This is a genomic window from Flavobacterium sp. UBA5153, assembly GCA_002413745.1.
In the GTDB taxonomy this organism is placed as follows: Bacteria; Bacteroidota; Bacteroidia; order Flavobacteriales; family Flavobacteriaceae; genus Flavobacterium.
This window is the reverse complement of sequence record DHXP01000039.1, coordinates 114,535-129,427: the sequence shown is the minus strand read 5'-3', so window position 1 is coordinate 129,427 and position 14,893 is coordinate 114,535. Positions and strand designations below refer to the sequence as shown.

Sequence of the window (14,893 nt, the reverse complement as noted above, 5' to 3'; positions counted from 1 at the left end):
TTCTAAATTAACATAAAAAAACTGGCTTTGAGGAAAACCGTAAAGAGAATGAAAAATTATGGTTTAAGTTTGTTAGGGGAAAATAGGATTGGATTATTTCTGAAAATTAAATAATTCAGAAACATCAATTTGTAAAGTTTTAGAAATAGCATACAGAGTTGTTACTGAAGTGTTTATTACACCTCTTTCTATTCTACTTATTTGGGAGATTTCAATACCGAGTTCGTTTGCCAATTGTTCTTGAGTGAAACCATTTGCCAAACGGAGTCTTCGAAGATTAGCTCCAAAAGTAATTAATATGCTTTTTTTATCCTGTTTATCCACGAAATAAAATTCGTTGAATAAAGTATTTATACGATAGGCAAATTTGCCTATATTTGAAAACAACAAACAAAAATAATTTAAAAATGAAAAAAAATAATTTCTATTGCGCAATGCTAATGCTAGCAACACTTTTGTTAAACTCGTGTAGTTCAAACAATGAAACAGAAACCCAATCATCTAATACTATCTTGGTTAAAAAAATCATTAAAACCTATAGTGCAAATGACATTTCAATTCTTACCTATAAATACGATGGTAATAAAATAATAAGCGAAAGTAACGATTCAGGTTTTGTAGCCACTTATACCTATACTGGAAATGTTATAACCAAAATTGAAGAAAGAGTAAATAATAATTTTCAAAATTCAAGAGAATATACATACGTAAACGGAAAAATAGCTATTGCAGTTGAAAAAACAAATTGTTGTGGAACAGATACATACTCCTACACTTATAATTCAAACGGAACGGTTTCATATAATAGAACACGAACTGGAAGTCAAAGTACAACAGGTTTATTAACTTTTGTTAATGGTAATATGGTGAAAAATGAAGAATTTTATGGAGGGCAGTATCCTTCTACTTCAACATATATATTTGGCTATGACACAAAAAACAACCCTTTCAAAAATGTATTAGGGTTCAATTTATTGCTCGATACTAATGAAGATACATTCTCTATGAATAATTTGATACAGGATGGTAGTGGTGGAAGCGGAACTATAGACACACGTACATTTAAATATGGTGGAAACAACTACCCAACAGAAGTTAAATATTCTACTGGTGAAACTTATCAATATTTTTATTAATATAAATTGAAAGAATAAAATGAGTCTAATTTTCAAGTGAATTTTAGGCTCATTTATTTAAAATATCAATTCCTTCAAAAATTTCATTGATGTTTTTATCTAGTGCAAAACAGAATCTCAAAAATAAATCAACAGTCATTCGTTGTTCATTTCTAAATACCCTCCTAACTGTTGTTTCAGAGCAAATAGAAGCTTTTGCAAACTCAGATTTATTTCCATTAAATTTCACTAGGAACTCTTTATATATCCTAGCAACCAATTCAAGTTCTATCTGTTCTAGATGCTTCTGCATTGAACAAAGAAAACAAATGGATGAATGAAAAATTCTTAATCAACTCGACTTATAAGTCGAAAAATATTATAGATTTGTTAAACTAATATTTAAGTGATAATTAATACAATCGGGCTAATTGGCTAAAAAAACAGGAAAGCTTAAAACTGAATATAGCAATCTAAAACAAATAAAACTAAAATGAAAACAATAAAAATAGTTCTTGGAATAATATTACTAATCGGGCTTTTGGGTACGCTCATTGGCTTTTTTAAGCAAGTTAACAATTATGAAGCATCTGATTTATTTGGGCATTTAACAGCAATTGGTTTAATTTCTTGGGGAGCATACGCGTTATTAAAACCATCTAAAACTAAATAATGAAAAAACTATCCATTATTTTATGCTTGATTGTTTCAAGCTTTACTGCGTTAGCTCAATATGAAGTTAAAACTGTAAAAAGACCTGACGGAATTACCCTTAAATATTTTAATCCTATTGCAGTAGCTATAGCTAATAACTACGAAGCAGGACTGTCATTATATAAAAATCCAGAAAATAACAAGTACTTTGTAGCGATTTCAGTGTTGTTTAAAAATGCAGTTGCTGAAGAATTAAACAGAAATTTAATGATTCAAACAACTGGCAAAAACGGGATTTCTTTAGAACCAGTTTACAATAGATTAGTTACTATGAATGGTAGAGAAGTAGCACTATCTATGTACTATTTAACAGAAAGAGAAATAAACGAACTCAAATCAAATTCAATAAAACTGATTTCTTTTACTATAAATAATGAAATTATTGCATTGAATCTAACCGAAAATAGAGATGTATTAGTTAAAGAATTTGAAATATTAAGCGATGCAAAAAGTAATATTTCTAAACAAAATTTTAACAAATCAAATTCGTTAACTAATGCACAAAAACAAAATATACCAATAAGAACACCTGTTAATAATCCTAATATACCAAACGGAAGAAAAACATACGATGATTATTTTAAAGATCGAGATGCTAAAAATAATAATACTCAAACTAAACCAGACCCAACATCTACAATGTTTGGTAGAAATACATCAGGTGTATTAGGTGTTAATACTGATTATGGTGATTCTAAATATGATAAAGATAATAAAATACCAGTAAGAACACCTCATTCTGATCCAGATATGCAAATACCTGTAAGAGATCCTAGTAAAAATAAAGCACCACAAACAGATTTACAAAAAACATTTGGTAATTCAGGAGGTATTGTTCGTGGTTATGGTACAGGATATGGTGATTCTAAATATGATAAAGATTTTAATTGGGATGCTGAAGCAAGTAATGACATACAAAGTTCTCTTAAAAAACATCGAGAGGCTAGATGGGAAGAAGAATGGGGAGGTTATAGAAATATAGGATTGGGAATTTTGTTTCTAATTATAATAATTTCTACTATTGCTATATTTAGGAAAAGAGATAATGATGAAATAGTAGAAACAATTGTTTCTCCTGTAATAACAAAAGAGACAACAATTACATTAACTCCCGATGGATATAGAGCTCCCAAAGTTGAAGACAATTCATCAAATGGGGAGTCAATTTCAGAACCTCCTTTACAAAGAGATACCCTAGATCCTTTAATCGAATTAGTTTCAAATAAAAAAGATTTAAAAAAAATCGGCTTTAAACCTTCTATTCTTTTCAATCAAAATGAGCCGTACAGCTATCCAATGGTCAAAATGCCTAAGGAAAACTCGTATATTAAGTTTCCCAGAAAGGGACGTTCAAACAAATTAGGCGTTACTGAAAACACTTTTTTCGAAGTCTTAAAGAAATATTTTAAATCAGATTTTAAAATACACAATGATCGTCACATCACCCACAAGAGCGGAAACAATGCCTACGAACCTGATTTTTTGTTAATTAATGAAAAAGAGAACAAAAATATTTTTATAAATATAGAAATTGACGAACCTTATGATGGGATTTCTAGAATACCTACTCACGAAATAAATCGAGATGTTTACAGAGATTTGTTTTTTACAAACCGAGGTTATGTTGTAATTCGATTTACAGAAAAACAGATATTTGAAGAAGCAAAACAATGTTGTGTTTTTATTGCAAACGTTATAAAAGCTATATATGAAAACTATTCAAATGAAGAATTGGATTTCAAAACAAGTATTTCATCGCAAAATCAATGGGATACGCTCCAAGCAAAAAAATGGTCATTTGAAAAGTATAGAGAAAATTATTTAGGAATAGAAAGTTTTAATCCAAAATCATCCTCACAAATTGACTTTTTAATTGAAAATACCGAATTAGATAAAATTATTGAGTCAAAAATTATTGAAGTCGATTTGAGTACTTTTGATAAAAATGACAACAAACCTTTAAACGGAAATCAATCGCATATAAGAGACAAAAGAATTGTTTTTGACTCCTTAAATCACAGGTATTACATAGACAACAATCCCGACACAATCTCTGTAAGTCAACTAATAGATAAATTTTTTCCTGAATTTGATGCTTTAAAAGCTGCAACTAATTTAAACCCAAGACACGAACTTTACGGTTTACCCACAGACGAAATAATTTCTATTTGGGAAAAGAAAGGAATTGAAGCCGCCGAATTAGGTACACATTTACATCTTCAAATTGAGAATTATTATAAAAATCAACCCTTCAATTCAAACACAAAAGAGTTTGGTTATTTTTTGGAATTTAAAGAGCAATTTACAAGTATGAATCCAGAACGAACGGAATGGAGGATATTCGATGAAGATTATATGATTGCGGGAACAATAGATATGCTATACAAAAAAGAAGATGGGACATTCTATATTTTTGATTGGAAAAGAAGCGAAAAAGTGGTACATCCTGATGGTAAACCTAAAATTTCCGACCCTGAACATTTCTATACCAAATTTGCGTTCGGGGAATTAAGCCATCTAACGGATGATAGTTACAATCGATATGCCTTACAACAAAATATTTACAGACATATTTTAGAAACAAAATACAAGTATAAAATAAGTTCAATGAACTTACTAATATTACATCCGGAATACGACACCTATCATTGGGTAAAACTTCCAAAAATGCAAAAAGAAGTTGACTATATGTTTAGCACTTTAAAGCAAATTAGTTAATTTAAAAAATTAAATATAGAATGGACGAAATACAAAAGCATAAAAAACGATTCTAACACTAGAAATTTTGCAATTATTGTTTTAGTTATAATTTCAATTATTATAAGATTTATATGACGATATTTTTAATATATTTAGTAGTTGGAATTATATCTAATTTTATTGGTCCACTTGCCAAACATTTGTCCATTGAGGATAAATACTCTTTAAAAGAAAATAAAAACAAAAGTTGGTTTTACAGTTACTCATTTATTATTTTGATGAGATGCTTTATGACCATTTTTTATCCTGTTTTTTATTTTAGTTATTATATACTAAAAAGAAAACCACAAGAACCAGGTTCATTCGAAGATAAACTAAATACCAGTTTAGTAAAAAGATTAAGAAATATCGGAGAATATAATAATACAGCTCCCACAGAAAAAACCAGCGATGATCAAGTTATAGAAATCTATGAGTTAGTATGTTCTTCATTTAGAAAAGCAAGCGGAGAAAGAAATGAACATATTCCTCCAGATAATTTAAATACAATCGCAATGAAATTCTTTAAAGTATATGAGGAGTTTGGGGAAGATTTTATGCAGGAGCATTTAGAATACGAATTAAAAAAATATGCTACCGAAGGACTAAGACCAGAATATAAAAAAGGAATTTCATTGTTTTAGATTATAAATAACCCGTTGTGTGCAATTATATTATTTGTGTTTTAATATTGTTTATTGGTCTTTCAAAAATAAATTTATTGATGAATTGTACCAAAGTTAATGCTGTTATTTTAGCTAAAATTCTTGTTTTAAAACCCGATGGCGCAAACTTGGTGATGAAGCAGGAAGAAGCCTATTGGAATCTTGAGTAATTATTTTTTAAATCATATAAAAAGAAAACGAACTTGGTTTTAATACCTAAAGATTTTCTTTCTTGTACTAAGGTTTGTTTTTGGATTATTGGGAATAGGATTTTATGGTTAGATGAAAATATAAATCCTTGATTGAAACACAATCAAGCCTTATGTTGATAAATGAATTAATTGAAAAAAAATAATTAAGTTAAATTTATAGTATTTAAAAAATATGGATGATATTGAAGAAAACAAAGACTCGAAAAAAAAATGTTTGCAAGATGAAAATTACAAATATTGGCGGGTAGTACAAAGAGAACAATTAGGAGTAAGTGCCAATTTATATTTTGTTTTTAGTTCAGCCATATTTGGTTTCACACTAAACTTTTTATTCGATAATAAGAGTGAATGTTTGTGTTTTCTCGTAAAATTACCATTATATTTTTCACTTATTTCATTACTTATTTCAATTTGTTATTTCGCAAAATTTACTGAAAACAGACTAAAAGATTTTAGAGAAACATCTAGATTATACGGAAATTGTAAAACGGAAAAGCAAGTATTAAGTGAAACTAATGAAATCGGAAAAAGAACTTGGAAATACTATTATGCGCAAGTTAAGTACCTTAAATTCGGGTTTATCTTTTCATTATGTGGTTTTGTTTTATATTTATTTTTTTGATTATGAAAATAGCAATCCTCGGCTGGGGTTCCTTGATTTGGCAACCCAAAGAATTAAAATTTGATACCAATGTAGGCTGGAAAGAAAATGGTCCTGTTTTACCCATTGAATTTGCAAGAATTTCTAAAGATGGGCGATTAACATTGGTCATTACGCCAAACGGCACAGAAGTTCCAACATTGTATTCAGTTTCTAGTTTTGACAGCCTTGATTTAGCAGTTTCAAATCTTGTTCTTAGAGAAGGAACTAGTGAGAAATATATTGGATATTATGATAAATCAAAAGATGTTATTTTTCCAATAGATTTTCCAATTAAAGAAAAAGACAACATCAAAAACTGGATTCAAACCACTGATTTTGATGGCGTAATTTGGACAAATCTTCCTGAAAATTGGGATATTAAAGAGAATAAAGTCGTTATCAAAACAATTGACCCAAACGATAGACTCGAATATTTACAAAATTTAAAAGGAAATCAAAGTGCTTTAGCCGAAGAATACATCCGCAACACCCCAAAACAAATCGATACTACCTACCGAAAACAGATTATTGAAGTTTTGGGTTGGAAATAAAACAAAACCATTATGACTCCAGAACAACAAAAACTACTCGAACAACTCGCTGAATTAGGCGATGTTACCTATATCAAAAGTGATGTATCTATTCAAGAACTCATCGTGAAAGCGATTTCAGAAATGGATATTGAACTACTTGAAACTTTGGTAGACTATCAATTAAGAAATGACAAAAAGAAGGAGTTTATTGAAAAAATAAAAGAAAAATTCAACGCCTTCAAACAACTTAACGACACTTATTTGTTTGCCCATAAAGGCAGCTGTAATGGTAGTTGGTGTAATAACTATCGTAGTCCTGGTTATTCGTTTACAGGAAATATTTCTAACACATTTTACAATCTTATTTTTGAAGAAGTAAATGGAGAATGTAGTGACATTTGCAAATGCTATTCTTTTAAAATTAAAGACAAAATCATCAATAAAACCAGAAAAGATGCGCATAAAAAAGAACGTGAAAGTTATGGTTTTACTGACGCAGATTTAGATGATTTGCCTTTTTAATTTTCCTAAAAATTAATCCTTTAAGCTCACACCATTAACGAATAAAGCTCAAAAACATCCGTTTTTGAGCTTTATTTTGCTTTTTACTGAGCCTGAAATTTACTTACGAAGCAATTTCCAATCGTTTCAATAAATTTCTGTTCAATGTTTCTTTTGCGTAATCCACGTCGATTTCCAATATTTTATCATCAGAACTCGGCAATTCATACATTGCATCGGTCAAGATGGCTTCGCATAAAGAACGTAATCCACGTGCTCCGAGTTTGTATTCCAAAGCTTTTTCTACAATAAAATCCAAAGCTTCGTCCGTAATCGTAAATTCAACCTCATCCATCAAAAATAACTTTTGGTATTGTTTGATCAATGCGTTTTTAGGTTGGGTCAAAATGGCTCTCAACGTTTCTCTATCCAAAGGATCCATATGCGTCAACACTGGCAAACGACCTATGATTTCAGGAATCAAACCAAAATCCTTGATATCTTTTGGAATAATATATTGCAACAAATTGTCCTTGTCAATATTATCCACGTTTTTTGAAGTAGAATAACCAACGGCCTGACGATTCAATCGTTTCGAAATAATTCTTTCGATTCCGTCAAAAGCGCCACCGGCAATAAACAATATATTTTGAGTATTGACTTCGACAAATTTCTGGTCTGGGTGTTTTCTTCCTCCTTTTGGCGGAACATTGACAACGGTTCCTTCCAATAATTTCAATAAAGCCTGTTGCACGCCTTCACCTGAAACATCACGAGTTATGGATGGATTGTCGCTTTTGCGGGCAATTTTATCAATTTCATCAATAAAAACAATACCTCTTTCGGCTTTTGCAACATCATAATCTGCCGCTTGTAGCAAGCGTGTCAAAATACTTTCGACATCTTCGCCTACATAACCGGCTTCGGTTAATACCGTTGCATCTACAATTGCCAATGGAACATCGAGCATTTTTGCAATGGTTTTGGCAACCAAAGTTTTACCGGTTCCGGTTTGGCCGACCATAATAATATTGCTTTTTTCAATCTCTACCTCGTCGTTCAACTCTTGTTGCATCAAACGTTTGTAGTGATTGTAAACCGCAACAGCCATTACTTTTTTGGTTTGGTCTTGACCAATAACATATTGATCCAGAAAAGCCCTGATTTCTTTTGGTTTTTTCAAAATCAAATCGGTAGGCATTTTTGACTTACCGCTTGATTTTAATTCTTCTATAACAATTCCGTGGGCTTGCTCGATACATTTATCACAAATGTGCGCATCGATTCCGGCAATCAATAAATTGGTTTCCGGTTTTTTTCTTCCACAGAATGAACATTCTAATTTTTGTTTTGCCATCTTTTTAGATTGCAGATTTCAGATTTCAGATTTCAGATTGCAAAATACTGCGGCCTGAAATCTGTTATCTGTTATCTAATTTAACTTCTTCTCAATACCTCATCAATCATTCCGTACGTTTTTGCTTCATCGGCAATCATCCAATAGTCGCGCTCGCTGTCCTGATGCACTTTTTCGAAAGTTTGTCCAGTATGATGTGAAATAATTTGGTATAATTCGTCTTTTAATTTCATCATTTCACGAAGGTTGATTTCCATATCGGTGGCAACGCCTTGCGCTCCGCCCGAAGGTTGGTGAATCATCACTCTTGAATGCGGTAATGCCGAACGTTTTCCTGCTGCTCCGGCGCATAATAAAACGGCACCCATGGATGCTGCCATTCCGGTGCAAATGGTTGCCACGTCTGGTTTGATGTATTGCATCGTGTCATAAATACCCAATCCCGCATAAACGCTTCCGCCTGGAGAATTCAGGTAAATTTGAATGTCTTTTGAAGCATCGGCACTTTCGAGGAAAAGTAATTGTGCCTGAACGATATTGGCAATTTGGTCATCAATTCCTGTTCCCAAGAAAATAATTCGGTCCATCATTAATCTCGAAAAAACGTCCAATTGAGAAATATTCAGTTGGCGTTCTTCAATGATATAGGGTGTCATATTCGTAGGCGTCATCGCGCTCACGATTTTGTCGTAATACATTGCGTTTACACCTTGGTGTTTTGTAGCAAATTTTTTAAATTCTACGCCGTAGTTCATATTTTAAGGTTTAAGGTTTAAGGTTTAAGGTTTAAGGTTTAAGGTTTAAGGTTTAAGGTTTAAGGTTGCTCAACTTTGAACCTTAAACAAATAAAAACAAAGAGCGTCAAAAAAATATTCTTTTGACGCTCAAAGATACTAATTTTTTCTAAAATTTATTCTCCGTAAGAGGCAGCAATAAATTCTTCGTAAGTTACTTCTTTAGTGGTCGGATTTGCTTTTTCTTTGAACAATTCCAACAATTTTTCGGCAACCACTTGGTCTGAAAGTCTTTTTACTTCGTCTTGATTTGCCAAAACTCTAGCCACAATTCCCTGAACTTCTTCGTCAGTAGGATTTGTTTGTCCGAATTGTGCCATTTGCTGACGGATAGATTTTGTGGTAAACGATTTCAAATCTTCAAATGTAATTTTTATGTCACTTTGCGCCATTGCTCTTCCTTCGATTAGTTGAAAACGCAATCCTTTTTCTGATCTTGCATATTCCACTTCTGCTTCAGCTGGAGAAAGTTGTTTTTCTCCAACGGTTTGCAACCATTTTTTAAGAAACTCGGCTGGCAAGTCGAATTTTGTGTTTTCGATTAAGAATTCGGTTACATCGCCCAATAATTTTTGGTCCGCTTGTTGAGCGAATTGGATTTCGGCATCTTCCTTGATTTTTGCTTTCAATTCTTCAAGAGAAGCAACACTTCCAGGTCCAAAAAGTTTGTCGAACAATTCTTGGTTCAACTCGGCTAATTCAGTTGAATTGATGGCTTCGATCGTAAAATCAATGTCAATATCAAGACCGTGAACATCGTCGTGGCTTACTTTTAGATAATCCATCAATTGATGATCATCTGCAAACAATCCTTTTGTGTTTACGGTTACCACATCGCCCACTTTTTTACCGATGAATTTATCGGCTGTAGCTTTGTCCTTGAAAATATCCAATGAAAAAGTAGCGGTGTTGTTAATTCCTTTTTCTTCGTTTGTGAATGTTCCGGTCAAATCAAACCCTGCTCCAACAACCTCTTGAGGAACTGCTTTTCCAAATTGTTTTTGGATACGGGCCACTTGACCTTCAATCAATTTATCATCGGCGGTAACTATGTATTTTACGATGCTGTTTTTTGCCTCAAGATCCAATTCAAAACTTGGAACCAAACCTATTTCGTATTCAAAAACCAATTCTTCGGCATCCCAAGAAAAGTTTTCATTTACCTTGGCAAGCGGTGTTCCAAGAAGATTTAATCTTTCGGATTGCACAAAACGCTCCAAAGCTAAATCTACAACTTTTTGAACTTCTTCTTGTTTTATCGCTTTACCATATTGTTTTTCGACAAGATCTTTTGGCACGGCACCTTTTCTAAAACCTTTAACGGTTGCCAAAGGCATTTTTTCGTTTATTCTTTTTTGTACCTGACCTTTGTAATCCATGTGAACAACCGTCATTACAATTGTTTCGTTTACTGCGTCTAATGCTACTCTTTTAATATCCATTTCTGTCTTTAATTTACGTAATAAAATTGGGTTGCAAAATTATAAAATTTTTACAACCCAAACAAGTTTTTAATACATTGAATTCAAGGGCTTTATTTGCCCCGTTTATCGCATCTATTTATTTGTCATTTCCCGATAATTTGTACATAATAGATTGCAAAATAGACAAAACAATACTGAATAACAGTGCCGTCCAAAAAGAATCTACCTTAAATCCGCCCACGATATTGGTACACAACAAAATAATCAAGGCATTGATGACCAACAAAAATAACCCCAATGTCAGGATGGTGACGGGTAAAGTCAGGATTACCAATATCGGTTTGATAAATATATTGAGCAAGCCAAGAACAACGGCAACAATCAAGGCAGTGCCAAAACCGGCAACGTGAACGCCCGGCATAAAGCTGGCGATGCCCATCACTAAAATGGCGGTGACTAAAATTCTTAAAAGTAGATTCATAACTATTGATTTTCTGTTGAATTCAAAGATACTAAAATTGATTTGTTTTTTTCCGGACTATTTGATTGGGGCTGAAATAACAAAAAACTCAACGTCCCGCAGCTTGGCGATGTGGCGGATTAAGGAAGCCTAAACTTTCGGTTAGATACTAATTTCCCAATTACAAAACCATCTTTAAATTAAGCCTAAACCTGCCATATTGCCAAACTGCTGTTGTGCCTTCGTTGTTTTTGTTCACTCGTTAATCCAGTCTTTTTGGAAAACAATTTTGTGTTTAAAAATTTATTTGTCAAATGTTTATAACTGTAATTATCTCTTTATTTTTGATTTATTAATACTCCATATTTATATTCTCTCATTACTTTTGGTACGGAGTCATTTTTATTAAACTCATAATATGCCCCGTGTTTTATCCAAGTATTAGTTGTATCAGAGTATAAACCGTATATTACTTTTAGTGTTCCATTTTCCCAGTATTCAATATTTACCTTGTAATTTTCCTCGCCATCAGTTTCTCCATTTTCCAAATACCATTTCCAAGTACCAATTTTAATCCCTCCAAAATACACTTTGTATCCATTTTTAAAAAAGTCGTAAAATTGCCCTTTTGCGTTTAAGTTCCCATTGTCATAGTATGATTTATACTCGCCAATATATTGATTTTTAAACATCATAGGAGTGGTGTCTATATGTTTGATTATGCCTGTACTAGGATTATAGATTGTGGTTTTAGTTTTTAACTCTTTGACTTTATCATTAGTATCTGTGTATGTTTCTTGCTTAGCTACTAGTCTATTTTGCTCATCATAAGAATTTTTAATCCAACCATCTTTAAGCATTTCACCAATGTGTTCCACATAGCCACCTTCAACTTCATATTTTACAACTTTTTGGTTAGTAGTAACCTGTTTATTTGAATATAATTTGACCAGATGTTCAATAGCAGACAAAATTAAAGGTCTTAAATCTTCATCGTCAATAGATTTGTTTAATATAAAATCGATTACATCTTTTTTATTCCAATTTTCACCGTCATTAGTTATTGCAATTGCTTCTTCAGCATTTTTCATTTTTATTGTTAACCAATAATTATATTGCTTTTCTTCAAAAGACACATTGTTTATTTTAAGTAACGGAATTATAAAAGCTTGACTAAACCCCCACGGTTTTGTTGTTTCTTGAATACGTATTCCTGTTAAACAATATATACCGTTAATTTCTTTTACATCTTTAAAAGATTGTACCTGTCTTGTGCCGTCATTTTCATATTGATGTTTTATTAATTTATTATTAATCCAGTCTATCGTTTTTTTAGTTTCTTCTTCGATATTTTCTATATCAACTTCGTTCTTAAAAAAGCTATTTATGATTAGTTTTCCATTCTCAATTTCAATTTTTCCAAGTTGATTTAAAGCAGACATACCTAATAATAGGGGGGCATTTTGTTCGTGTACAATTGTAGTACTAACATTATGCAACGTTAGTCCTGATATTTCAATTTCTCTTAAATTGATTTTTGTTCCTTTTCTCAATTCACCACTAGCAGTTTGATATTTTATAGATTGTTTTATGTCATTTTCTTTTAATAGTCCTTGCTTAAAAAGGAATTCGGCTTCTGTTAACGAAATTGTTACATCAGTTGCACCTGTGTCAAAAATGAAATTCATAGGAACACCATTAACTTTACAAGGAACTATATAAGCACCATTTTTTCTTTCTAATTGTATAGTTGTTTGAGAAAGTACATTTACAACTGGAAGAAAAATAAATAAGTATAAGGCTATTTTTTTCATAGTTTTTTCTTTTTTGATTTCATTTTTTCAGAAAATAGGAGAGGGTTCATATCTTTCACTAAAAATTAAATATTTATCTAAATTTCGAGCAATTTTAGGAGCTACTGTGTCAAATGTGTTAAAATCAATTGTATTTACAATATCTGTTTTCAACTTTCGCAATGGATTAGAGTTTAATTTTGAATTTTCATTAAATAAGAAAAGACAGTATTTTTTTGATAACGGGAAATAAATTTCCGCTTCAATTGGTATTAACCATCCGTTATCATTTTGTAAATCAATATAAACTGGATTATCTGATGTCAACCACCCATAATCTGCTGGACTTTTTAAAATGATTTTTTTAAGATGCCTAAACACGTAAACTAAATGATTCATAAGTATTCCAGTTATTAGATTTACGCGAGTTTCTGGTGGAGATATGTCAATTAATACTTCAATGTCAATTCGGGAATCAGCACCTTTAAACATTGTAATTTCATCAAATAAATATTTTCTTGATTCTTGATTCTCAATAAGTGAATTTATAAATCGTCTAAAATGCGTTGTTCTACATAGAAGATTTGGAACAAAATGGTTTAATAGATCTTTGTCTTTTGGGATAAGACGGTTTTGATTTTCAATATTATTTATGAGTTTGTTGTATTGATTTTCAATTTTTCCGCTAAGTGTTTCAAAAAGGCGTTTTTCCTCAATGTTTCCAAAGGGTAAATCAAATATATTTTCTTCGGTAGTGAATTCTAAAATTTTTACATTTTCGGTTATTTTACTGCCTAATTTAATCACGGAAATCATCCAAACATCGTCTTGCAAATAACCAAATTTTTTCAGGTAAACCTGAGATAGTCTGTGCTGTTTTTGTATTTTAGGATGTTTATTATTCATTTATTTATTACCAAATATATGCCTTGCAAAGTTAATTTTTTGTCTTCTGTTTCTATAAAAATGCGCTTCAATTAAACGTGAGCTGTTTTACAATGAGGCACAACTAGTATATACTACTGACGATGTCAGACTTATCACCCCTAAATTGGGTCGCTTTGTCTGATAAACGTCAGTGTTTATTTATTATCAAATATATGTAAAATTTACTACAAATCACCAAAAGGATTTGGCGATGACCGTTTGCATTCTTGTTTTTAAAAAAATCGGGGTTATCCTAAAAAAGAACTCGTTATTTCATAAAAAAGTTTAGGGTTTTCAGCGTGGAGCCAATGCCCCGCATTGGGAATGGTTTCTATTCTGGAATCTGGAAAATGTTGCTGGATGTTTTGAAAATCCGCATCCAGAATATAATTCGAATTTCCGCCACGGATGAAAAGCGTTGGTTTATTGAAAACGGCATTCTCGGGAAGCGCCTTTCCTATTTCCTCCATTTTTTTGTTGAAAACCGAAAGATTGAATCTAAAAGCCAATTGTCCCGGCTCTTGCCAATACAAGCTTTTCATCAGGAATTGTCTGGTGCCAAAATCGGTTATGTATTGTGTCAGGATTGCTTCGACCTCGTTTCGGCTCGGCTTTTTCGAAAAATCGACCGCATTCAATCCTTCCAGAATGGTTTGGTGGTGTTGCGGGTAGAATTTTGGCCCGATGTCGGCAACGATCAGTTTTTCGACCCTTTCCGGATGGGTTGCAGCAAAAAGCATTGCCGTTTTCCCACCCATCGAATGCCCAAGGATGTTGACTTTTTCCAGATTATTGGCTTGGCAATAGTCATATACATCCTGAACCATTATTTCATAACTGAATTCATCGGAGTGAAAACTTCGGCCGTGGTTGCGCAAATCCAGCAAATGAACCTCGAACCCATTGGCTGCGAATTGTGTTCCCATTGTTTTCCAATTGTCGGACATTCCCAGAAATCCGTGGAGAATTAAGAGTGGTTTGCCCGAGCCTTCTATTTTTGAATAAAGCATTATTTA

15 protein-coding genes and 1 pseudogene are annotated in these 14,893 nt (G+C 32.1%); 7 read left to right on the top strand and 9 right to left on the bottom strand.

What is annotated here, in order from left to right; genetic code table 11:
• Positions 1 to 93: 93 nt before the first annotated feature.
• Positions 94 to 390 (bottom strand): helix-turn-helix domain-containing protein, encoded by a 297-nt coding sequence (locus tag B2145_RS08545; protein WP_291100959.1) that lies wholly within the window; start codon positions 388 to 390, stop codon positions 94 to 96.
• A gap of 17 nt (positions 391 to 407) precedes the next feature.
• Here B2145_RS08545 and B2145_RS08540 point away from each other — a divergent pair, with 17 nt between their 5' ends.
• The 4 genes from B2145_RS08540 to B2145_RS08525 all read left to right on the top strand — a co-directional run bounded on the left by B2145_RS08540 (position 408) and on the right by B2145_RS08525 (position 5,212).
• Positions 408 to 1,136 (top strand): hypothetical protein, encoded by a 729-nt coding sequence (locus tag B2145_RS08540; protein ID WP_291100957.1) that lies wholly within the window; start codon positions 408 to 410, stop codon positions 1,134 to 1,136.
• Positions 1,137 to 1,608: 472 nt separating this feature from the next.
• On the top strand, positions 1,609 to 1,788 hold the full coding sequence (locus tag B2145_RS08535) for a hypothetical protein (RefSeq protein WP_291100954.1): 180 nt from the start codon (positions 1,609 to 1,611) through the stop codon (positions 1,786 to 1,788).
• Positions 1,788 to 4,547 carry a hypothetical protein gene (locus B2145_RS08530; protein WP_291100952.1) on the top strand — a complete coding sequence of 920 codons (2,760 nt, stop codon included), beginning with the start codon at positions 1,788 to 1,790 and terminating at the stop codon, positions 4,545 to 4,547. The genes B2145_RS08535 and B2145_RS08530 overlap by 1 nt, the downstream gene beginning before the upstream one ends.
• A gap of 113 nt (positions 4,548 to 4,660) precedes the next feature.
• Positions 4,661 to 5,212, top strand: a complete 552-nt coding sequence (locus tag B2145_RS08525) for a hypothetical protein (RefSeq protein ID WP_291100949.1) — start codon at positions 4,661 to 4,663, stop codon at positions 5,210 to 5,212.
• Positions 5,213 to 5,237: 25 nt separating this feature from the next.
• Here the strand turns inward: B2145_RS08525 and B2145_RS08520 are convergent.
• Positions 5,238 to 5,348 (bottom strand): annotated as a pseudogene (locus B2145_RS08520) (IS982 family transposase); the annotation flags it as partial.
• 269 nt (positions 5,349 to 5,617) lie between these two features.
• On the opposite strand from B2145_RS08520, the gene B2145_RS08515 reads away from it, so the two are divergent.
• From B2145_RS08515 to B2145_RS08505, 3 genes are read left to right on the top strand one after another with little or no spacing between them, the layout of a single operon-like run.
• Positions 5,618 to 6,067, top strand: a complete 450-nt coding sequence (locus B2145_RS08515) for a hypothetical protein (RefSeq protein WP_291100946.1) — start codon at positions 5,618 to 5,620, stop codon at positions 6,065 to 6,067.
• A 2-nt stretch (positions 6,068 to 6,069) separates the two neighbouring features.
• Positions 6,070 to 6,639 carry a hypothetical protein gene (locus B2145_RS08510; protein ID WP_291100943.1) on the top strand — a complete coding sequence of 190 codons (570 nt, stop codon included), beginning with the start codon at positions 6,070 to 6,072 and terminating at the stop codon, positions 6,637 to 6,639.
• 12 nt (positions 6,640 to 6,651) lie between these two features.
• On the top strand, positions 6,652 to 7,143 hold the full coding sequence (locus B2145_RS08505) for a hypothetical protein (RefSeq protein WP_291100939.1): 492 nt from the start codon (positions 6,652 to 6,654) through the stop codon (positions 7,141 to 7,143).
• Between the two features lie 103 nt (positions 7,144 to 7,246).
• Here the strand turns inward: B2145_RS08505 and clpX are convergent, their stop codons facing one another.
• The 7 genes from clpX to B2145_RS08470 form a co-directional block, all read right to left on the bottom strand.
• Positions 7,247 to 8,479, bottom strand: a complete 1,233-nt coding sequence (clpX, locus tag B2145_RS08500) for an ATP-dependent Clp protease ATP-binding subunit ClpX (RefSeq protein ID WP_291100937.1) — start codon at positions 8,477 to 8,479, stop codon at positions 7,247 to 7,249.
• Positions 8,480 to 8,559: 80 nt separating this feature from the next.
• Complete coding sequence (gene clpP / locus B2145_RS08495; protein WP_291100934.1) at positions 8,560 to 9,234, bottom strand: ATP-dependent Clp endopeptidase proteolytic subunit ClpP; 675 nt, start codon at positions 9,232 to 9,234, stop codon at positions 8,560 to 8,562.
• 155 nt (positions 9,235 to 9,389) lie between these two features.
• Positions 9,390 to 10,715 (bottom strand): trigger factor, encoded by a 1,326-nt coding sequence (locus B2145_RS08490; protein ID WP_291100931.1) that lies wholly within the window; start codon positions 10,713 to 10,715, stop codon positions 9,390 to 9,392.
• A gap of 118 nt (positions 10,716 to 10,833) precedes the next feature.
• Positions 10,834 to 11,178, bottom strand: coding sequence for a phage holin family protein (locus tag B2145_RS08485; protein WP_291100928.1), 345 nt, complete (start codon positions 11,176 to 11,178; stop codon positions 10,834 to 10,836).
• A gap of 317 nt (positions 11,179 to 11,495) precedes the next feature.
• Positions 11,496 to 12,971, bottom strand: a complete 1,476-nt coding sequence (locus tag B2145_RS08480) for a retropepsin-like aspartic protease (protein WP_291100925.1) — start codon at positions 12,969 to 12,971, stop codon at positions 11,496 to 11,498.
• A gap of 27 nt (positions 12,972 to 12,998) precedes the next feature.
• Positions 12,999 to 13,856, bottom strand: coding sequence for a DUF4238 domain-containing protein (locus B2145_RS08475; RefSeq protein ID WP_291100922.1), 858 nt, complete (start codon positions 13,854 to 13,856; stop codon positions 12,999 to 13,001).
• Between the two features lie 269 nt (positions 13,857 to 14,125).
• Entirely contained in the window at positions 14,126 to 14,887 is a 762-nt protein-coding gene (locus tag B2145_RS08470) for an alpha/beta fold hydrolase (protein ID WP_291100919.1), read from the bottom strand.
• Positions 14,888 to 14,893: the final 6 nt, after the last annotated feature.